Source organism: Bradyrhizobium sp. WSM4873, from assembly GCF_055811355.1.
This window is the reverse complement of the sequence record NZ_JBVVPS010000025.1, coordinates 81,187-99,606: the sequence shown is the minus strand read 5'-3', so window position 1 is coordinate 99,606 and position 18,420 is coordinate 81,187. Positions and strand designations below refer to the sequence as shown.

Below are 18,420 nucleotides of genomic sequence, written 5' to 3'. Positions count from 1 at the left end.
CGTCATGGAGCATATTGCACAAGTCGTCGATCCCTTCGTCTTCCGGCTGTCGATCTTCGTTCTCGCCGTCTTCGTCGGCTATTTCGTGGTGTGGTCGGTGACCCCTGCGCTGCATACGCCGCTGATGAGCGTCACCAACGCGATCTCCTCGGTGATCGTGGTCGGGGCGCTGCTCGCGGTCGGCGTCGGTATGATCTCGAGCGGCTCGGGCTGGGCGCGCGGCTTCGGCTTCATCGCGCTCATTTTCGCCTGCGTGAATATCTTCGGCGGCTTCCTTGTCACCCAGCGCATGCTGGCGATGTACAAGAAGAAAGTGAAGTGAGCGGCGTGCACCTCGGGGTGACGAAGACAAAGGGGACCTGAGATGAACGCCAATCTGGCTGCAGTTCTTTATCTCGTGGCGGGTGTGCTGTTCATCCTGTCACTGCGCGGGCTGTCCAGCCCTGCCTCATCGCGGCAGGGCAATTTCTTCGGCATGATCGGCATGGCGATCGCGGTCGCCACCACGCTGGCCAGCCATCCGCCGGCGGACGGCCTCGCATGGATCCTCGTGATCCTCGGCATCGCGATCGGCGGCAGCGTCGGCGCGGTGATCGCCCGCCGGGTGCCGATGACCTCGATGCCGGAACTGGTCGCCGCGTTCCATTCGCTGGTCGGCATGGCCGCGGTGCTGGTCGCCGCCGGTGCGTTCTACGCGCCGGAGGCCTTCGACATCGGCAGCCCCGGCAACATCCATCCGCAGAGCCTGGTCGAGATGTCGCTCGGCGTCGCCATCGGCGCGCTGACCTTCACCGGCTCGGTGATCGCGTTCCTGAAGCTGTCCGCGCGGATGAGCGGTGCGCCGATCATCCTGCCGTTCCGCCACATCATCAACATCGCGCTGGCGATCGCGCTCGTCGTCTTCATCGTCGGGCTGGTGATGTCGGGCAGCGCGCTCGACTTCTGGCTGATCGTAATCATCGCGCTGGCGCTCGGCGTCCTCATGATCATCCCGATCGGCGGCGCCGACATGCCGGTCGTGATTTCGATGCTGAACTCGTACTCGGGCTGGGCCGCGGCCGGCATCGGCTTTACCCTCGGCAATTCCGCGCTGATCATCACCGGCGCGCTGGTGGGATCAAGCGGCGCGATCCTGTCCTACATCATGTGCCACGCGATGAACCGCTCCTTCATCTCGGTCATCCTCGGCGGCTTCGGCGGCGAGACCGCGGCGGCCGGCGGTGGCGGCGGCGAGCAGAAGCCGGCCAAGCTCGGCTCGGCGGATGATGCGGCCTTCATCATGAAGAACGCGCAGAAGGTCATCATCGTGCCCGGCTACGGCATGGCCGTGGCGCAGGCCCAGCATGCGCTACGCGAAATGGGCGACGTCCTGAAGAAGGAAGGCGTCGAGGTGAAATACGCCATTCACCCGGTCGCCGGCCGCATGCCCGGCCACATGAACGTGCTGCTGGCCGAAGCCAACGTGCCCTATGACGAGGTGTTCGAACTCGAGGACATCAACTCCGAATTCGCGCAGGCCGATATCGCCTTCGTGATCGGCGCCAACGACGTCACCAATCCCGCGGCCGAAGAGGACAAGACCTCGCCGATCTACGGCATGCCCGTGCTCCAGGTCTGGAAGGCCGGCACCGTGATGTTCATCAAGCGCTCGCTCGCGTCGGGCTATGCCGGCATCGACAATCCGCTGTTCTATCGCGACAACACCATGATGCTGCTCGGCGACGCCAAGAAGGTCACCGAGAATATCGTCAAGGCGATGTAGCGCCGAGGCAAGCGGGCGATTGCCAAAGCGACGCGCGAACAGCGCGTCGCATGGCGCACCGCTCACCAGGCGGCGTGCGGCCGGCGCGCCTCCCGCGAGGTCATGAAATTGCTGCGGAGCCGGTGCAAAGCCCCGACGGGGGCCGGGCCGTGTCATCATGACCATCGTCAAGTGGATCGCCATCCTGTTCGTGACCGTCTATTGCGCCGGTCTCATCGTGCTGTATGTCAGGCAGCGCGAGATGCTGTTTCCGATCCCGCCGGTCGGTCGCACCGCGCCGGACGCCGCGGGCCTCCCTGAGGCCGAAGAGCACGTCCTGACCACCTCCGACGGCGAGAAGGTCATCGTCTGGCACGTGCCGGCGAAGCCGGGTCGTCCCGTGATCCTGTATTTTCCGGGCAATGGCGATTATCTCGCCGGTCGCATCAGCCGTTTCAAGGCCATGACGGCGGACGGCACCGGCCTCGTTGCGCTGTCCTATCGCGGCTATGCCGGCTCGAGCGGGGCGCCGAGTGAGGCCGGCCTGCTGCGCGATGCCGCGGCCGCCTATGCCTTCACCACCGCGCGCTACGCGGCGGAACGAATCGCCGCCTGGGGCTTTTCGCTCGGGACCGGCGTGGCGGTCGCGGTCGCCTCGGAGCATCAAATTGGAAAACTCATCCTGGAAGCGCCCTATACGTCGACGGCCGACATTGCAGCTTCATCGTTCTGGTTCGTTCCGGTGCGTCTGCTGATGCGCGATCCATTTCATTCCGACGAGCGCATCCCGCGCGTCACTGTGCCGCTATTGGTGATGCATGGCACCAATGACCTTGCCATTTCGATCGTGTTCGGAGAGCGTCTGTTCGCGCTTGCGCACGAACCGAAGCAGTTTGTTCGCTTTGCAGGCGGTGGACACGACAATCTCGATGCGTTCGGTGCGATTGAAACGGCGAGGCGCTTCATTGCTTTCTAGACGGCTTGTCGTTAGGCGCGCGAGCGGGTTCATTGCCGCGATCGTCCTCGTTTTGTTGCCACAGCACGCATGGGCTGCGACCGGGCTCGACGGCGCGGCGATGGGCTGGCCCTATGCGCTGCCCTTTGCCGGCCTCCTGCTGTCGATCGCGCTCGGCCCGCTGCTGTTTGCACGATTCTGGCACCATCATTACGGCAAGATCGCCGCGGCATGGTCGCTGCTGGCACTCGCCTCGCTCGTCATCCTCGCTGGGAGTATGGCGACGCTGGCGGCGCTCGTTCACGCCATGCTCGCCGAATATCTCGGCTTCATCGTGCTGCTGTTCTCGCTCTATGTCGTGGCCGGGGGCATTCTCGTGACGGGCGACATCAAGGCGACGCCGGCGGCCAACGCCGGCATCCTTGCGCTCGGTACGGTGATGGCGAGCGTCGTCGGCACCACCGGGGCGGCCATGATCCTGATCCGCCCTCTGATCCGCGCCAACCGGTCGCGGAGCTACAACGCCCATGTCGTCATCTTCTTCATCATCCTGGTCGCCAATGTCGGCGGCGCGCTGAGCCCGCTCGGCGATCCCCCGCTGTTCGTCGGCTTCCTGCATGGCGTCGACTTCTTCTGGACCACGCGGACGATCTGGCTGCAGACGGCGATCGTTGCCGGACTGCTGCTCGCGATCTTCGTCGTCATCGACGTCTGGCGCTTCCGTAGCGAACCCTTGCTCGGCACCGCCGGCGCCGCGAAGCCGGTCCGCATCCGCGGCCTCGTCAATTTGGTGCTGATCGCAGCCATCGTCGCGAGCCTGCTGGCCTCGGCGATGTGGAAGCCCGGCATCGCCTTCGACATTCTCGGAACCAGGCTGGAGCTGGAAGATATCGCCCGCAACGCGGCGCTGCTGGCCATAGCGGGCCTGTCGGTGTGGTTGACGCCGGACGAGCACAGGCAGGCCAACGGCTTCACCTGGGAGCCGATCCGCGAAGTCGCAAAGCTGTTCGCCGGCATTTTTATCGCGATCATCCCGGTCATCGCCATGCTCAATGCCGGCCATCACGGCGCGTTCGCCTGGCTGCTGTCGGCCGTGACGACGCCGGACGGCACGCCGCGCGAGGTTGCCTATTTCTGGTTCACCGGTCTGATGTCGGCGTTCCTCGACAATGCGCCGACCTATCTGTTGTTCTTCGAGTTGGCCGGTGGGGACCCGCAGGTGATGATGCACGAGCTCTCGGGTACGCTCGCCTCCATCTCCATGGGCGCAGTCTACATGGGCGCGCTTACCTATATCGGTAACGCGCCGAATTTCATGGTGAGCAGCATCGCTCGCGAGAACGGCATCGAGATGCCGAGCTTCTTCGGCTATTTCGTGCGCGCCAGCGCGGTGCTGATCCCGCTATTCGTGCTGCTGACGCTGCTGCCGTTCGCTCCGATCCTGCGCTGGCATTGAATCTGCCGGCCGATTTGCTACTGCTCGACTGAAGCAATTGGAGCCGGTGGATGAGCACGCACAATCCGATGCCTCGGTCGGCCTGGATCTTTCCGGCGCTGGCCGTGCTGCTGTTCGCGGCCGTCAGCGCGACGGGCTATGTGTTCACGCTGTCGTTCGGCGGGCTCGTCTTCGCCCTCGTGCTCCTCGTCATCCTGTTCGGCACGGTGTTTGCCGCGGTCCATCATGCCGAAGTGATCGCCGAGCGGGTCGGCGAACCCTATGGCACGCTGGTGCTGACGCTCGCGGTCACCATCATCGAGGTGGCGCTGATCACCACGATCATGCTGGGCGAGAAGCCGGCCCCGGAACTGGCGCGCGACACCGTGTTCGCCGTGGTCATGATCGTCTGCAATGGCCTCGTCGGGCTCTGCATCTTCATCGGCGGCCTGCGCTATCGCGAGCAGGGCTTTCAGCTCTCCGGCGCCAACGTCTATCTCAGCGTGCTGTTCGCGCTCGCGACCATTACCCTGATCATGCCGAACTACACGACCACCACGCCGGGTCCGGTCTATTCGGCGGCTCAACTCGGCTTCGTCGACGTGGTCACGCTCGCGCTGTATGGGGTGTTTCTCTACACCCAGACCGTACTGCACAAGGATTACTTCGTTCACGAACGGGCGGGCGGCGGCAGCGGCGAGGCGCATCTGTCGGGCCGGACCATGGTGCTCAGCATCGTGCTGCTGCTGATCGCGCTGCTGGCGGTTGTGCTGCTGTCGAAATTCTCGCTGGTGGTCGACGCCGTCGGGGCCAGGATCGGTGCGCCGCCTGCCTTTGCCGGACTTCTGGTCGCGCTCCTGATCCTGCTGCCGGAAGGCGTCGCGGCGGTGTCGGCTGCCCGCAAGAACGACCTCCAGAAGAGCATCAATCTCGCGCTCGGCTCGTCGCTCGCCACCATCGGGCTGACCATCCCGGCCGTCGGTGTCGCCACCTATGCACTCGACAAGGAGCTCACGCTTGGCCTCAGCGAGCAGGGCAGCGTGCTTTTGCTCCTGACCTTCTTCCTGAGCATGCTGACCTTCGGTACGGGCAGGACCAATGTCCTGTTCGGGCTGGTCCATATGGTGGTATTTGCTGTCTACGTGTTCATGGTTTTCGTGCCCTGAACCGGTTTTCCGGATATGCCCCAGGAGAGTTCCGATGCTTGCCGCCAAGTCCGAAGTTCAGGTCGACAATGAGCAGGTTCGGGTGACCGAGTGGCGGCTCGCGCCAGACAGCGCCACCGGGCATCACACCCACGGCATGGACTACGTCATTGTTCCCGTGGTCGCAGGGGAAATGACTATCGTGGCACCCAATGGCGAGCGGTCCAAAGCGCAGCTTGCGGCCGGGAAATCCTATTTTCGCAAGGCCGGCGTCCAGCACGATGTGCTTAACGAAACCGCAACCGAGATCGTGTTCCTTGAAGTTGAGCTGAAGTCGTAAGTCCGGCGTACCCCTTTGCCATTGATCCGTCGCAGTTGATCCCTCACTATGCCTCAAAGTTCCCGCATCAGATCGCGCGGGGAGTGGCCGGAATGCTGAAATACATCGCTAAAATCTCGATGGACATCTTCCCCTCGGTGCTCGCAACGATCATCGGGGCGTATATCGTTAATCATTACATCAACGCCAAGCCGGCGGCGGATGCACCCGCGGCCGTGATGGCGCCTGCCGAGGTCGGCAAGAACGGCAAGCCCGCCGATGTGGCCAACCTGCCCGCGCCCGGCGTCAAGGCCAAGGGCATTTCCGAGAAGAAGGTGACGGACAAGCCGGCGACCGAGAAGGCTGCCGATCAGCCCGCCGCGGAGTCGAAGACTTCTACGGCAGACGTGGCACCGGCCGAGGCCGCCCCGCGCGGCAAGCCGTCCGCGCGCGACAAGGCAGTCGCGAAGTCCACCCCGGCCGTCAGTGCACCCGCTCCTGCCACCCCGGTGGTGGAGGCCAATTCGGCGCCGGCTGCTGCCGCGCCGGCCGCAACCCCCGACGCCAACGATCTCGTGCGCGCCGCGATCGAGCGCCTGCGCAAGTCGCCTGAGGGCAAAGCCGTTGAGGCCAAGTCTTCAGAGACCAAGTCTTCCGAGAGCAAGGCGCCCGAGAAGATTCAAGAGCCTGCGGTGCGCGAAGCCGCCCGCAGCCCGGAGGCTCCGCGTATCATCCCCCTGGATCAGTCATCGGTGCGTCCGTTGCCGCCGCCGATCACGGTCTCGACACCCGCAACCGAAGCCTATGGCAATAGCGGCTCGTCGCAGCCGAGCCCGCCCTATACCGCCTCGGTCGGCAACGAGAACCCGAATCGGCTGACGCCCCCGGCCGACATTCCGGTCCCGATGATTGCGCCCCCGCTCGATCTGCGCGCCGATGCCGGCGCGTCCATGCCGCGGCCGAAGACCAATGTCGCTGACGACATGCTGTCGGGCGTCAAGTCCATGTTCCATTCCGTTCTGCCGAAGAGCGTCACCCCGGATTAAGACCGCGCTTGCGGCTGCGCCAGAATCGTCAGCCGCCGACGCGGGCGAGGCCGCTGCGGGCGGCGTCGTCGCGTGGGCGAAGCGAGACCGCCTTGGTGTAGGACGCCGCCGCCTTGGTCCTGTCGCCCAGCCGTTCATAGGCTTGGCCGCGTATGGTCCAGACCTGGGCATTGTGGGGATCGGCGTCGGAAGCCTCATCCAGATCGGCCGCGGCCTCCTTGACCTTGCCGAGGGCGAGATAACTGACGGCCCGGCCGAGCAGGGGCTCGACCTTCTGCGGGTTGAGTCCGCTCGCGGCGCTGAAATCGGCGATCGCGAAATCGTGCTGGTTCTTGCCCTGGTAGATCAAGGCGCGGCCATAGAGCGCCTGCGCATTGTAGGGATCGAGTCCGACCGCGTGGTTGAATTCATCGAGCGCGGCTGCCGTCTCGCCGGACTTTGCCAGGGCCTGGGCCTTGGCCGTATGGGCCTGGGCTTCGCTGACGTTGACTGCGCTGACCACGTTCTCGGCGGTCGTAGCTGCCTTGGGTGCCTCCTGCGGCTTCTCCTTCTCCGGCGTCAGCGATCCCAGATCGAAGGAGCAGCCGCACAGCCAAATCCCCATCAAGGCCAGCGCAAACGGCTGCAGCAAGATCCGGCGTAACCGCGCCAAGCCGCGCTTGGGGAAAGGGGAGGCCATCTACGGTTCGCTCGCGCTAGTGCCGCATCGGGAGTGCCCCATCCCAGCAAGGCACCGCTCACAAAACAATAACGCGGGCCAGGGGCCCGCGTCATCGAAAACTGAAGTCTCTCAAGTCCGGTAAATCAGCGCGGTCCGCGCGGACCGGCACTTGCACCTGCACCAGCACCGGGGCCACCGCGACCGCCACGATCACCGCCGGGGCCGGCGCCGAACACCGGCTTCGGCTTCATCGGCAGCAGGCCTTCGCGCTGCAGCTTCTTGCGGGCCAGCTTGCGTGCGCGACGCACGGCTTCGGCCTTTTCACGGGCCTTCTTCTCGGAGGGCTTTTCGTAGTGACCGCGGAGCTTCATCTCGCGGAAAATACCCTCGCGCTGCATCTTCTTCTTCAGCGCCTTGAGGGCTTGATCGACATTGTTATCGCGAACGAGAACCTGCACGCGGCATCCTCTTCAGTGGATCGGATTTGAATTCTGGTAAGTCAAAGGGATGGCGAAACGCACAAGCCCTTAACCTTGAGGGCGCGGATGTATCAGACAAAACTTGGGATGTCCACCGGCCAAGCGGGTTTTCGGGCCAAGTTCAGCCATTAAATGAGGCAAAATACCTCTGTGCGGCCCTGATTTGGGAGATTTGACGCCAAGGGTGGGGCCGTTTCCGGAGCTTTGTTCCGGAATATTTGAAAGCAGGGGACGACACATGGATATGAAGAAATACGCCGCCGAGGCTATCGGCACCTTTTGGCTCACATTCGCAGGTTGCGGAAGTGCTGTGATCGCAGCCGGCTTTCCGCAGGTTGGCATTGGTCTGGTCGGTGTCTCCCTCGCCTTCGGGCTGAGCGTGGTCACCATGGCCTATGCGATCGGCCACATCTCAGGCTGCCATCTCAATCCGGCCGTCACTGTCGGTCTTGCTGCCGGCGGACGTTTTCCGGCCGGACAGATCCTGCCTTATGTGATCGCACAGGTGGCCGGCGCGATCGTGGCCGCGTGGCTGCTCTACGTCATCGCAAGCGGAGCTCCCGGCTTCGACGTCAGCAAGGGGTTCGCATCCAACGGCTACGACGCCCATTCTCCCGGCCAGTACAGCATGATCGTGTGCTTCCTCACCGAGGTGGTCATGACCATGATGTTCCTGTTCATCATCATGGGCGCCACCCACGGCCGCGCGCCCGCGGGCTTTGCGCCGCTGGCGATCGGACTCGCGCTGGTGATGATCCATCTCGTCAGCATCCCCGTCACCAACACCTCCGTGAACCCGGCGCGCAGCACGGGGCCCGCGCTGTTCGTCGGCGGCTGGGCGCTGTCGCAGCTCTGGCTGTTTTGGGTCGCGCCTCTGATCGGTGGCGCGCTGGGCGGGGTGATCTATCGTTGGCTCAGCGATGAACCCACGGGCGTCGTCGCGGGCGCAAAGACGGCGTAATCGCAAAGCGGGATCGCGGCATGCGCCGCGGTCCCGCTATTTGCCTGTCGTGGGTCGCACTTCGGTGACGTGGCCCATCTTGCGGCCGGGGCGCGGCGCGCCCTTGCCGTAGATGTGCACGGTCGCGCCCGGCACGCTCAGCCACTTGTCATATTCGTTGATCTCGTCGCCGATCAGATTGGTCATGGTGACGACTTCGCCGTGGCGCACGGGCTTGCCGAGAGGCCAGCCGGCAATGGCGCGAATGTGCTGCTCAAACTGCGAGACGGACGCACCGTCGAGCGTCCAGTGTCCGGAATTGTGCACGCGCGGAGCGATCTCGTTGACCAGCACCTTGGGTCCGGTGCCGTTGGCGAGCACGAACATCTCGACGGCAAGCACGCCGACATAATCGAGCGCGCCCGCGATCTTGCCGGCGATGCTGCGCGCTTCCTCGGCGAGCACGTCCGGGATCCGGGCGGGCGCACGGGAGATCTTCAGGATGTGGTCGCGGTGCTCGTTTTCGGTGACGTCGAAACACTCGACCTGGCCTGTGGCCGAGCGGGCGGCGATCACGGAAATCTCACGCTCGTAGGGCACGAAGGCTTCCAGGATCGCGGATTTGGTGGCGAGGCTGGTCCACACTTTCGCGATGTCGTCGCCCTCGCGGATGATAGCCTGGCCCTTGCCGTCATAGCCGAAGCGGCGGGTCTTCAGCACCGCCGGAAGGCCGATCCTGGTGATCGCCTCGCGCAATGACGGGACCGAGGTGACGTCGGCATAGGCCGCGGTGCCGATCCCGAGCCGGGTCACGAAATCCTTCTCGGCGAGCCGGTCCTGGGTGGTCTCGAGGATCTTGCGGTTGGGCAGCACCGGGCGGCGCGCATCCAGCACCATCGCGGCCGCGGACGGCACGTTCTCGAATTCGTAGGTGATGACGTCGACGTCGTTGGCGAACAGCTCAAGTGCTTCGACATCGGCATATTCGGCGCAGGTCGCATTCAGAACGACGTCGAAGGCCGGTGAGTCCGGATCGGGCGAGAACACCTGGCAGCGCAGGCCGAGCCGTGCCGCCGCCATGGCCAGCATCCGCCCCAATTGTCCACCGCCGAGGATGCCAATGGTGTCGCCGGGCTTCAGCTTCACCTGCTTTGCGTCAGTCACGCCTTGTCCTCCGGGCGCTCGGCCACGGCCTCGGTCTGCGCCTTGCGCCAGGCGGCGAGGCGGTCGGACAAGGCCGGGTCGGACAAGGCCAGCACGGCAGCCGCCAGCAGCGCCGCATTGATGGCGCCGGCCTTGCCGATCGCGAGGGTGCCGACCGGGATGCCCGCGGGCATCTGGACGATCGAATAGAGCGAATCGATGCCCTTGAGCGTCCTGGATTCGACGGGGACGCCGAACACGGGCAGTTCCGTCAGCGCCGCCGCCATGCCGGGCAGGTGGGCTGCGCCACCCGCGCCGGCGATGATGACTTTGTAACCAGCCGACTTGGCGCCTTTGGCGAACGTAAACAGTCGGTCGGGGGTACGGTGGGCCGATACGATGCGGGTGTCGGCGGCAACGCCGAGCCCTGCGAGCGTGTCGGCGGCATGCCGCATCGTGTCCCAGTCCGACTGGCTTCCCATGATGATGGCGATCGGCGCGGTCATGACGTGAATTGTGCTCGAAAAACAGAAAGATAGGCCAGATTAAAGGTTCCGGCCGGTGGCTCGCAAGGCGGTGGCAAGGAGAAGGGAATGAACTATCCTGTCTTGGTGAATCCCCGCAAGCCTTCATTGAGCAGGATGCCCATGAAGAAACCAAAAAGGGCGAGCGCTGCGAAGGCCAAAAGGGGCCCGAAGACCAGCGCCGGCCGTTCCAAAGTTGTTCTCAAGCGTCCGGCCGAGAGTCCGGCCAACAGTCCGGGCAAGCGTCCGACCAGGCCGTCGCGACGCGGAGCGTCTGCCGATGACGGCCCCACGGAGGTCATCAAGACGGCCATCAACGCGACCATCCGCGAGCTCCGGAGCAAGCTCAAGGGGGCGCTGCGGCGGGTCGCGGAGCTCGAGGCGGCCGCCGACACCGACTTCCTGCTCGAAATTCCGAACCGGCGCGGCTTCGAACGCGAGCTCGCACGCGCCGTCGCCTACATGAAGCGCTACCGCGCCAGCGGCGCGCTGATCGTGCTCGACGTCGATCGGCTGAAGCCGATCAACGATTCCTTCGGCCATGCGGCCGGCGACGAGGTGCTGAAGGCGATTGCCACCACGCTGACGCGGCAGATCCGCGCCTCCGACGTGGTCGGCCGGCTCGGCGGCGACGAGTTCGCGCTGCTGCTCTGGAATCTCAGCGAGACCGACGCCAAGGCGAAGGCCGCGGCCTTCGAGCAGGCTGTCGACGAATTGTCCTTTGTCTTTCGCGGCCAGCACGTGAGTGCGGGCGCTTCCGCCGGTGTCGCCCTGCTTGGGGTGCAGTCCGACGCCGCGCGCGCCCTGGAGGAGGCCGATGCTGCGATGTATGTGCGCAAGGCGCACCGGCGGCACGAGCCGCGCATCAGGCTCGTCAGCAGCTAGTTAAAGCGTGCCGAGGTCCTTCGGTACGTTGCCGAAGCTGCGGAGCAGTTTGGCGTCACCGAATTCGCCCGTCATGGGATCGCCGCTGCGGCTGAACGCGACGGCGCCGGTGTGGCCGGCGCCGTGCGACATAACCTCGGCACGCCGTAACGCGGCCGCCGCCGTCTGGCATTCCTCGGCCGCACCTGCGACCGGCGATCCGTCCTCGTCGGTCAGGAAGGGTAATGCAACGTAATAGGTGACATCGGACATGGTCGGCTCCGATAGCTGACAGCTCAGGCGGCGCTGCCCTTGCTCCGCATCTTGCTGCGCGAGATCTCCGGAATGCAGCCGGCGGAAATGGCCGCCTGCAATTCCTCCAGCTCGGCCTCCAGATATTCATTGGCCACGATCAGCGCCTTGATGGTGCTGCGCAGATTGCCGTCGCACATCGCGATCGCCTGATCGCAGGCTTGTTCATAATGGCTGTTGTCGAGAAGGGCGGTCGCCGACATCTGCGTTTTTCCTTGGACGGTTTCCCCGGGGGCCTTGGGTGTCCAAATGTTCTTATTTTGTTCCTTTCGAGTCAAGCGGATTTACGTGCGGCGGGGCCGCCGTAAAGTTCTACCTGTGGATCAGGCGATGATGTCGGGCGTGATCTGGTCTTCGATGAACGCGATACGGTCACGCAACAACAGCTTGCGTTTCTTCAACCGCTGTAACCGCAACAGGTCGGGGGCGGGCGATTGATGCAGTGCATCGATCGCCACATCGAGATCTCGGTGTTCCTGGTGCAACCGGGCGAGCTCGGATTCGAGTTCGCGCGCATCTTCATTGGTCATGTCTGCGGTGGCCGAAAAACCGATAGGCGTGAGATTAAGGCTGTGGATGCCCTGTGGAAACTATCGTCCTTGCGCGCCGTGATCGCAAGCGATCTCGGGCTGTCGCGCGCCGATCTCCCGCGAGATATTTCTGCGGTCGCTCCGGCGTTGCGCAAGCGCATTGATATCACGGATTTTTCCCGCGTGGTTCCCTTACTCACGCTTCGTTACATATGAATTTCTAAAAATGACACTGCGACGACTGATATCCATCGACAGAACGAATCGGTGATGTACACTTCCTCGTCCGGTCGAATCCAAGGTTCACCCCTACCGAGGAGGTTTCGAATGACAATTCAGGCACATCTGGTTGAATTGGAACGGAAGCATAAAACTCTCGAAAACGAATTGCACGAAGCTCTCGTGCACCTTTCAACAGACGACCTGCAAATTGTTGAGTTGAAGCGCCGGAAGTTGATGGTCAAGGACCAGATCGAGCGTCTCAGGCACGGCGACACGCTCCACTAGTAACCCCGTAACAGCTTAGAGTTGGTCGCACCCTTTCAGGCAGGGATGGGAGCCCTTGCGCTCATCCCTGCTGTAGGGCGCGCACCGTGCAAGGATTTGCGCGGCCCTAGCTTCTTGTCTGGACGCGGTTCTTTACGCGCACCGAAATCCTCATCGCTTTAAAACACTACATATTTGCTAGGTCGGCGACGTGATCCGCGATCGCGAGCGATGACGTCAATCCGGGCGACTCGATGCCGAACAGATTGATCAGGCCTTCGACGCCGTGATCGCGCGGGCCCTGCATCAAGAAATCCTGCGTGGCTACCGCTGGCGGCACAATCTTCGGCCGGATACCCGAATAGCTCGGCATGAGCGCGCCGTCAGGCAATGTCGGCCAGTATTTGCGGATCGCCGGGTAAAAGCGCTCGGCGCGTGAGGGATCGACCTCATAATCGATGGTCTCGATCCACTCGACGTCGGGGCCGAAACGGGCCTGCCCGGCCATGTCCAGCGTCAGATGCACCCCTAGCCCGCCGGGCTCGGGTACCGGATAGATCAGGCGCGAGAACGGCGCCCTGGCATTGCAGCTGAAGTAGTTTCCCTTGGCGAGGTAGGCCGTCGGGATCCGTTCCAGCGGCATGCCCTCGATGTTGCGCGCCACCGTGGTCGCCGAGAGCCCGGCGGCGTTGACGAGGAGGCTGCATTGCAGCGTCATCGGCGCTTCGCCGCCCGCCTCGATCTCCATCACGCCGGCGGTCGCTTTGGCACGGATCAGCGGGGTGTGAAACGCGAAGGCCGCGCCCGCCTCCTCGGCTTCGCCGCGCAGCGAGAGCATGTAGGCGTGGCTGTCGATGATGCCGGTCGACGGCGACAGCAGCGCGGCGTCGCAGGCGAGCGCCGGCTCCAGCGCGCGTGCCGCATCGCCGGTGAGCAGCTGCATGTCGAGCACGCCGTTGGCCTCGGCATGCGCCTTGATCGATTGCAGCTTCTCGGTCTCTTTCGGATTGGTCGCGACGATCAGCTTGCCGCAATTCCTGTGCGGGATGCCGCGCTCGGAACAGTAACGGTAGAGCGCGTGCTTGCCGTCGACGCACATGCGCGCCATCCAGCTTCCGGCGCGGTAGTAGATGCCGGCATGGATCACCTCGCTGTTGCGCGAGGAGGTGATGGTGCCGATGGCCTCGGCTTGCTCGAGCACGATCACCTCGCGCCCGGCTTGCGCCAGCTTTCGAGCCACCGCGAGCCCGATCACGCCGGCTCCGATGACGACGCAGTCGACCTTATCCATGGTTGTGCAGGACGTCTGCTCGAAGCGACCAAGGCCTCACGCCTGGGAACGGCGGCGCGGGAGCGTTTTCCATTAAGGAAGAATTTATCATGTCAGGGCAATTGCCGTATTTGATGCCACATTTTTCCGTTGCGCGTACAGGCGTTTACCCGATCCAAACCCACGAGGCCAGACAATCCGACGTTGAAATCGCGGGTGGCTGATGGCTGAGAAGAACTGGCACGCGGGCAGCGCGCTTCCGATTGCGATGCAGGCCGCCGTGTGCCTGGCCGCAGCGGTCGCGCCTGCGCGCGCCTTTGCCCTCTCGGACAGCTTCACCCCTCCGAGCTATCTCGGCGAGCTTGATCCCAACGTGATCTGGGAAGCCCTGATCGCGGGCGTCGTGACTTGCTCGTTCCTCGTCGCGATCGCGCTGTGGATCCATTCCTCGCTGCGCCGGACCAGGCGTCTGCAGCTGCGGCGCAATGCCTTCGTCTCCTCCGCGATGAACAATCTCAACCAGGGCGTGGTGATGACGGATGCACAGCGGCGCATCATCTTCTGCAACGACCGCTATATCGAGCTTTATGGCCTGGCGCGGTCGGATCTCTGGGCCAACATGAACGGCTACGAACTCCTCGAGCTGCGACGCAAGCGCGGTGTGCTCGGCGGCGCCTCCAACGACGAGTTCTACGAGAAGGCGGCAAGCACCAACGGCTTGATCACCGAACTGCCGGACGGGCGGGCCATCCTGGTGAAATATTTCGTGCTGCCCAATGGCGGCTCGGTGACGACGCATCTGGACGTCAGCGAGCAGCGCAGGCTGTCGCGGCAGCTCGCCTCCACCAAGCAGTTCCTGGAAACATTGCTGGACCACGTGCCGGCCTGCGTGGCCGCGAAGAACATCGAGGATGGTCGCTACATCTTCGCCAACAGCGCTTATGAGCGGTTCTGGGGTTTCTCGCGCGACCATGTCGTCGGCAAGAACGCGCGCGAGCTGTTTGCGCCAGTCTCGGCGGACAGCATCGAGGCGACCGACCGGGCGGCACTCGATTCGCAGGACGGCCAATTTCGCAACGAATTCGAGGTTGACCGCGCCGGTGAGCGGCGCATGGTTGCCTCGATCCGGATCGTGGTCCGCAACGAGAGCAACAAGCCCGAATTCCTGATGCTCGTGTTCGAGGACATCACCGATCGCCGCTCGCTGTCGAAGGAGCTGGAGAGCACGAAGAAGTTCCTGGAGCTCGTGGTCGACAACATCCCGGTGGCCCTGATCGTCGAGCAGGTCAAGGACGGCCGCTACCTGCTCGCCAACCGCAGCGCGGAGACGATTCTCAACCGCAGGCGCGAGGAAGCCACGGGCCTGACCGCGTCCGACATCTTCAATCCCAAGGAAGCCAAGCTGATCATCGCGCGCGACGAAGCCGCGATCAAGAAGCGCGGGATGATCACCGAAGAGCACCCGATCTCCACCAAGGACGGGCTGCGGCTGTTCCTCACCCGCCGCGCCACCGTGCTGAGCGACACCGGCGAGCCGCAATATCTGATCAAGACCCACGAGGACGTCACCGATCGCCGGCAGACCGAGTCGCGCATGGCGCACATGGCCTATCACGACGGCCTCACCGATTTGCCGAACCGTGCCGCTTTCCTGCAGGCGTTGACCCAGATGATCGAGGCCTGCGAGGGCACCGGCGAGGAGTTCGCGGTTCTGTGCGTCGATCTCGACGGCCTCAAGGAGGTCAACGACGTCTTCGGTCATGCGCACGGCGACAAGCTCCTGGTCGAGGTGGCCCAGCGGCTCCAGGACTCCGCGCGCGGCGGTGTTGTGGCGCGCCTGTCCGGCGACGAGTTCGGCCTGATCATCGACGGCAAGCAGCCGGAGGCAGGTCTCGCGCTGGCGCAGCAGATCGGTGATGCCGTCGCCAAGGAATTCCAGATCGACGGCCGCCCGGTTCGCGCCGGCGTCACCACTGGCATGTCGATCTTCCCGCACAACGGCGCCGACGCCGCCTCGCTGCTCGCCAATGCCGGCGCGGCGCTGTTTCGCGCCAAGCAGAAATCGCGCGGCACGATCAGCCTGTTCCAGCCGGAGATGGACCAGCAGATACGCGATCGCCGCGTACTGCACCAGGACCTTTCGATGGCGATCAAGAACGGCGAGCTCTCGCTCGCCTTCCAGCCGCAGGGAGCTGCGGGCCAGAGCGTCGCCGAGAGCGAGATCATCGGCTTCGAGGCGCTGGCACGCTGGCAGCATCCGGTGCGTGGCCAGGTCTCTCCGGCCGAATTCATTCCGATCGCGGAGGAAAGCGGCCTGATCGTCGAGATGGGCGAGTGGATCTTGCGCGAGGCGTGCCGCGAGGCCGCGTCCTGGCCGACGCCGCTTCAGATCGCGGTCAACCTGTCGCCGGCGCAGTTCATGCACGGCGACGTGGTCGGGCTCGTCCATTCCATCCTGCTCGAGACGGGTCTTGCACCCGGCCGGCTCGAGCTCGAGATCACCGAGGGCGTGCTGATCGAGGACTTCGATCGCGGTCTGGCGCTGCTGCGCCGGCTCAAGGCGCTCGGCGTCCGCATCTCCATGGACGATTTCGGCAGCGGTTATTCCTCGCTGAGCTATCTCCAGGCGTTCCCGTTCGACAAGATCAAGATCGACCGCGCCTTCATCATCAATCTCGGCCGCAACCCGCAATCGGCGGCGATCGTGCGCGCGGTGATCGACCTCGGCCATGGCCTGGAAATGTCGATCGTCGCCGAGGGCGTCGAGACGCTGGAACAACTCGCCTTCCTCGCCGCGGAAGGCTGTGACGGCGTGCAGGGCTATTTGCTCGGCAAGCCCCTGCCGATCGGGAAATATGCCGGCCTCGTCGGTCGCGCCGAAGTCATGGAGCTTGCGCTCAAGACCGGCTAGAGCGTTTTCGAGCGAAGTAGATGCCGGTTCGCGTCAAGAAAACGCGCCAAACTAGAATCTTGAGCCCCCGTTCCGATTTCATCGGAACGGAAATGGCTCTAGTGATGGTGGGCGTTTCTTTCGCTCCCATTCGACGGCTTCATGGCGGATTACGATCTTGCGATCATCGGCGGCGGCCTGAACGGTGTCAGCCTCGCGCGCGATGCCGCCGGCCGCGGCCTGCGGGTCATCCTGTTGGAGCAGGGCGATCTGGGCGGCGCGGCGTCCTCGGCAACACCACGGCTGATCCACGGCGATCTCTCGGTCCTGGAACGGCGCGGCTTCCGACGGGTGCGCCGGGCATTGGCCGAGCGCCGGACCTGGATCCGGATCGCGCCGCATCTGGTTCGGCCGATGCGTTTCGTGATCCCGGCGCATTCCGAGGAGCGCCCACCATGGCTGCTGCGCGTCGGCCTGCTGCTCTACGACAGCCTCACCAGCCGGAGCGGCCTGCCTGCAACGGCGACCCTCGACATCACGCATCATCCGGTCGGCAACGCGCTGAAACGACCGTTCGGCACGGCCTTCGAATATTCGGACTGCGTCGTCGACGATTCCCGATTGGTGGTGCTCACGGCACTGGATGCGACCGAGCGCGGCGCCGTGATTCGGACTGGAACGCGCTGCGTGCGTGCCGATCGAACCGACACTTGGCGGCTCGCGGTCGTCGACCGCGGCCATCGCCGCACGATCGCGGCCCGGGCACTGGCCAACGCCACCGGCGGCTGGACGTCGATGGTCGCGGAGACCGTGCTGCGGCAGCCGCAACCCGCCATGGCGGCGATGCAGATGAGCCAGATCGTCGTCCCGCGGCTGTTCGATTCCGATAACGTCTACGTCTTCCAGAACAGCGATGGCCGGCTGATCTTCGCGAGCCCTTTCGAGCGCGACTTCACGCTGATCGGCACAGTCACGCACGATTTCACCGGCGATCCCGCGATCGTCGCGATGCCGGGGGCCGACATCGGCTATCTCTGCGAAGCGGCCAGCCGCTATTTCCGCGAGCGCGTTGCCCCGACCGACGTGGTGCGCGCGGTCTCCGGCGTCAACCTGACGCTGGCGTCCGCGCGCGGACGTGATGGCACGACGCTGTTCGACGCGCGGCGGCGCAAGGCGCCGCTGATCACGATGTTCGGCGGTGACGTCACCACCTCGCGCCTGCGGGCGGAGCGTGCGGTGACGAAGTTGACGCCGTTCTATCCGATGTCGCCGCCCTGGACCGCAGGCGCGGCGCTACCGGGCGGAGATTTTGCCTGGGACCGTTTCGACACCGAGGTCGATCTTGCGCGTGACCGCTGGCGCTTTCTCTCGGAGACACAGGCCCAGCGCCTCGTCGCGGCCTATGGCTCGCGGCTATCGGCCGTGCTTGCCGAGGCGAAGACCCGGGACGATCTCGGCCCCGCCTTCGGTCCCGAACTGACCGGGGCCGAGGTGCGTTATCTCATGACCCACGAATGGGCGCGTTTTCCCGAGGACATCCTGTGGCGCCGCTCCAAGCTCGGCCTGACGATGTCAGCGCAGGAATGCGATGCGCTGGCAGCGTTCATGGCGAATGGGATGTGAACGAACCGCGTCTAACCGGTTGAGTGAGGGACGATCGGCCGCTAGCGTGCGGCGGGA

Annotated in this window: 21 protein-coding genes; 13 read left to right on the top strand and 8 right to left on the bottom strand. The window is 64.4% G+C overall.

All coding sequences use genetic code 11. The features are described from left to right. Positions 1-4 precede the first annotated feature (4 nt). The 7 genes from AC0L21_RS27785 to AC0L21_RS27755 all read left to right on the top strand — a co-directional run bounded on the left by AC0L21_RS27785 (position 5) and on the right by AC0L21_RS27755 (position 6,641). Positions 5-322 carry a proton-translocating transhydrogenase family protein gene (locus AC0L21_RS27785; protein WP_007596278.1) on the top strand — a complete coding sequence of 106 codons (318 nt, stop codon included), beginning with the start codon at positions 5-7 and terminating at the stop codon, positions 320-322. A gap of 42 nt (positions 323-364) precedes the next feature. Continuing rightward, on the top strand, positions 365-1,762 hold the full coding sequence (locus tag AC0L21_RS27780) for an NAD(P)(+) transhydrogenase (Re/Si-specific) subunit beta (protein WP_007596277.1): 1,398 nt from the start codon (positions 365-367) through the stop codon (positions 1,760-1,762). Positions 1,763-1,919: 157 nt separating this feature from the next. Then, on the top strand, positions 1,920-2,717 hold the full coding sequence (locus AC0L21_RS27775) for an alpha/beta hydrolase (RefSeq protein ID WP_473264878.1): 798 nt from the start codon (positions 1,920-1,922) through the stop codon (positions 2,715-2,717). Beyond that, complete coding sequence (locus AC0L21_RS27770; RefSeq protein ID WP_473264877.1) at positions 2,671-4,152, top strand: sodium:proton antiporter; 1,482 nt, start codon at positions 2,671-2,673, stop codon at positions 4,150-4,152. The genes AC0L21_RS27775 and AC0L21_RS27770 overlap by 47 nt, the downstream gene beginning before the upstream one ends. Before the next feature lie 50 nt (positions 4,153-4,202). Next, positions 4,203-5,297, top strand: a complete 1,095-nt coding sequence (locus tag AC0L21_RS27765) for a calcium:cation antiporter (protein ID WP_473264876.1) — start codon at positions 4,203-4,205, stop codon at positions 5,295-5,297. Positions 5,298-5,331: 34 nt separating this feature from the next. Continuing rightward, positions 5,332-5,616 (top strand): cupin domain-containing protein, encoded by a 285-nt coding sequence (locus tag AC0L21_RS27760; RefSeq protein WP_473264875.1) that lies wholly within the window; start codon positions 5,332-5,334, stop codon positions 5,614-5,616. Between the two features lie 92 nt (positions 5,617-5,708). Beyond that, on the top strand, positions 5,709-6,641 hold the full coding sequence (locus AC0L21_RS27755; RefSeq protein ID WP_473264874.1) for a hypothetical protein: 933 nt from the start codon (positions 5,709-5,711) through the stop codon (positions 6,639-6,641). Between the two features lie 28 nt (positions 6,642-6,669). Here AC0L21_RS27755 and AC0L21_RS27750 read toward each other — a convergent pair whose 3' ends face one another. Further along, positions 6,670-7,320 (bottom strand): tetratricopeptide repeat protein, encoded by a 651-nt coding sequence (locus AC0L21_RS27750; RefSeq protein ID WP_473264873.1) that lies wholly within the window; start codon positions 7,318-7,320, stop codon positions 6,670-6,672. A 125-nt stretch (positions 7,321-7,445) separates the two neighbouring features. Then, entirely contained in the window at positions 7,446-7,760 is a 315-nt protein-coding gene (gene rpsU, locus AC0L21_RS27745; protein ID WP_007614218.1) for a 30S ribosomal protein S21, read from the bottom strand. Between the two features lie 259 nt (positions 7,761-8,019). Between rpsU and aqpZ the strand changes: the two genes are divergently transcribed. Next, complete coding sequence (gene aqpZ / locus AC0L21_RS27740) at positions 8,020-8,742, top strand: aquaporin Z (protein ID WP_247401078.1); 723 nt, start codon at positions 8,020-8,022, stop codon at positions 8,740-8,742. A gap of 36 nt (positions 8,743-8,778) precedes the next feature. Here the strand turns inward: aqpZ and AC0L21_RS27735 are convergent, their stop codons facing one another. Both AC0L21_RS27735 and purE read right to left on the bottom strand, forming a co-directional pair. After that, the gene (locus AC0L21_RS27735) at positions 8,779-9,885 is read right to left on the bottom strand and encodes a 5-(carboxyamino)imidazole ribonucleotide synthase (RefSeq protein WP_473264872.1); all 1,107 of its coding nucleotides are present in this window, start codon (positions 9,883-9,885) and stop codon (positions 8,779-8,781) included. Beyond that, positions 9,882-10,370, bottom strand: coding sequence for a 5-(carboxyamino)imidazole ribonucleotide mutase (purE, locus tag AC0L21_RS27730; RefSeq protein ID WP_473264871.1), 489 nt, complete (start codon positions 10,368-10,370; stop codon positions 9,882-9,884). Before purE ends, AC0L21_RS27735 begins: the two co-directional genes overlap by 4 nt. 141 nt (positions 10,371-10,511) lie before the next feature. Here purE and AC0L21_RS27725 point away from each other — a divergent pair, with 141 nt between their 5' ends. Beyond that, positions 10,512-11,273 carry a GGDEF domain-containing protein gene (locus AC0L21_RS27725; protein ID WP_473264870.1) on the top strand — a complete coding sequence of 254 codons (762 nt, stop codon included), beginning with the start codon at positions 10,512-10,514 and terminating at the stop codon, positions 11,271-11,273. Here AC0L21_RS27725 and AC0L21_RS27720 read toward each other — a convergent pair whose 3' ends face one another. From AC0L21_RS27720 to AC0L21_RS27710, 3 genes are all read right to left on the bottom strand, one after another. Next, positions 11,274-11,525, bottom strand: coding sequence for a hypothetical protein (locus AC0L21_RS27720; protein WP_007596257.1), 252 nt, complete (start codon positions 11,523-11,525; stop codon positions 11,274-11,276). 23 nt (positions 11,526-11,548) lie between these two features. Continuing rightward, the gene (locus AC0L21_RS27715) at positions 11,549-11,767 is read right to left on the bottom strand and encodes a hypothetical protein (RefSeq protein ID WP_473264869.1); all 219 of its coding nucleotides are present in this window, start codon (positions 11,765-11,767) and stop codon (positions 11,549-11,551) included. Positions 11,768-11,887: 120 nt separating this feature from the next. After that, positions 11,888-12,094, bottom strand: coding sequence for a YdcH family protein (locus tag AC0L21_RS27710; protein WP_007596255.1), 207 nt, complete (start codon positions 12,092-12,094; stop codon positions 11,888-11,890). 69 nt (positions 12,095-12,163) lie between these two features. On the opposite strand from AC0L21_RS27710, the gene AC0L21_RS27705 reads away from it, so the two are divergent. Beyond that, entirely contained in the window at positions 12,164-12,310 is a 147-nt protein-coding gene (locus AC0L21_RS27705) for a hypothetical protein (RefSeq protein WP_240543946.1), read from the top strand. Between the two features lie 111 nt (positions 12,311-12,421). Beyond that, positions 12,422-12,601: a YdcH family protein gene (locus tag AC0L21_RS27700; RefSeq protein WP_007596254.1), complete on the top strand. Its 180-nt coding sequence runs from the start codon at positions 12,422-12,424 to the stop codon at positions 12,599-12,601. 166 nt (positions 12,602-12,767) lie between these two features. Here the strand turns inward: AC0L21_RS27700 and AC0L21_RS27695 are convergent, their stop codons facing one another. Continuing rightward, positions 12,768-13,871: an NAD(P)/FAD-dependent oxidoreductase gene (locus tag AC0L21_RS27695; RefSeq protein WP_473264868.1), complete on the bottom strand. Its 1,104-nt coding sequence runs from the start codon at positions 13,869-13,871 to the stop codon at positions 12,768-12,770. 202 nt (positions 13,872-14,073) lie between these two features. Between AC0L21_RS27695 and AC0L21_RS27690 the strand changes: the two genes are divergently transcribed. Both AC0L21_RS27690 and AC0L21_RS27685 read left to right on the top strand, forming a co-directional pair. Next, the gene (locus AC0L21_RS27690; protein ID WP_473264867.1) at positions 14,074-16,761 is read left to right on the top strand and encodes a sensor domain-containing protein; all 2,688 of its coding nucleotides are present in this window, start codon (positions 14,074-14,076) and stop codon (positions 16,759-16,761) included. A gap of 141 nt (positions 16,762-16,902) precedes the next feature. Further along, entirely contained in the window at positions 16,903-18,363 is a 1,461-nt protein-coding gene (locus AC0L21_RS27685; RefSeq protein WP_473264866.1) for a glycerol-3-phosphate dehydrogenase, read from the top strand. The last annotated feature ends 57 nt before the right edge of the window (positions 18,364-18,420 follow it).

Coding starts and splice junctions, on each gene's coding strand:
- AC0L21_RS27785 (WP_007596278.1), top strand. CDS start 5: ATGGAGCATATTGCACAAGTCGTCGATCCCTTCGTCTTCCGGCTGTCG.
- AC0L21_RS27755 (WP_473264874.1), top strand. CDS start 5,709: ATGCTGAAATACATCGCTAAAATCTCGATGGACATCTTCCCCTCGGTG.
- AC0L21_RS27715 (WP_473264869.1), bottom strand. CDS start 11,767: ATGTCGGCGACCGCCCTTCTCGACAACAGCCATTATGAACAAGCCTGC.
- AC0L21_RS27780 (WP_007596277.1), top strand. CDS start 365: ATGAACGCCAATCTGGCTGCAGTTCTTTATCTCGTGGCGGGTGTGCTG.
- aqpZ (WP_247401078.1), top strand. CDS start 8,020: ATGGATATGAAGAAATACGCCGCCGAGGCTATCGGCACCTTTTGGCTC.
- AC0L21_RS27685 (WP_473264866.1), top strand. CDS start 16,903: ATGGCGGATTACGATCTTGCGATCATCGGCGGCGGCCTGAACGGTGTC.
- AC0L21_RS27765 (WP_473264876.1), top strand. CDS start 4,203: ATGAGCACGCACAATCCGATGCCTCGGTCGGCCTGGATCTTTCCGGCG.
- AC0L21_RS27760 (WP_473264875.1), top strand. CDS start 5,332: ATGCTTGCCGCCAAGTCCGAAGTTCAGGTCGACAATGAGCAGGTTCGG.
- AC0L21_RS27700 (WP_007596254.1), top strand. CDS start 12,422: ATGACAATTCAGGCACATCTGGTTGAATTGGAACGGAAGCATAAAACT.
- AC0L21_RS27725 (WP_473264870.1), top strand. CDS start 10,512: ATGAAGAAACCAAAAAGGGCGAGCGCTGCGAAGGCCAAAAGGGGCCCG.
- purE (WP_473264871.1), bottom strand. CDS start 10,370: ATGACCGCGCCGATCGCCATCATCATGGGAAGCCAGTCGGACTGGGAC.
- AC0L21_RS27710 (WP_007596255.1), bottom strand. CDS start 12,094: ATGACCAATGAAGATGCGCGCGAACTCGAATCCGAGCTCGCCCGGTTG.
- AC0L21_RS27690 (WP_473264867.1), top strand. CDS start 14,074: ATGGCTGAGAAGAACTGGCACGCGGGCAGCGCGCTTCCGATTGCGATG.
- AC0L21_RS27775 (WP_473264878.1), top strand. CDS start 1,920: ATGACCATCGTCAAGTGGATCGCCATCCTGTTCGTGACCGTCTATTGC.
- AC0L21_RS27770 (WP_473264877.1), top strand. CDS start 2,671: ATGCGTTCGGTGCGATTGAAACGGCGAGGCGCTTCATTGCTTTCTAGA.
- AC0L21_RS27695 (WP_473264868.1), bottom strand. CDS start 13,871: ATGGATAAGGTCGACTGCGTCGTCATCGGAGCCGGCGTGATCGGGCTC.
- AC0L21_RS27750 (WP_473264873.1), bottom strand. CDS start 7,320: ATGGCCTCCCCTTTCCCCAAGCGCGGCTTGGCGCGGTTACGCCGGATC.
- AC0L21_RS27720 (WP_007596257.1), bottom strand. CDS start 11,525: ATGTCCGATGTCACCTATTACGTTGCATTACCCTTCCTGACCGACGAG.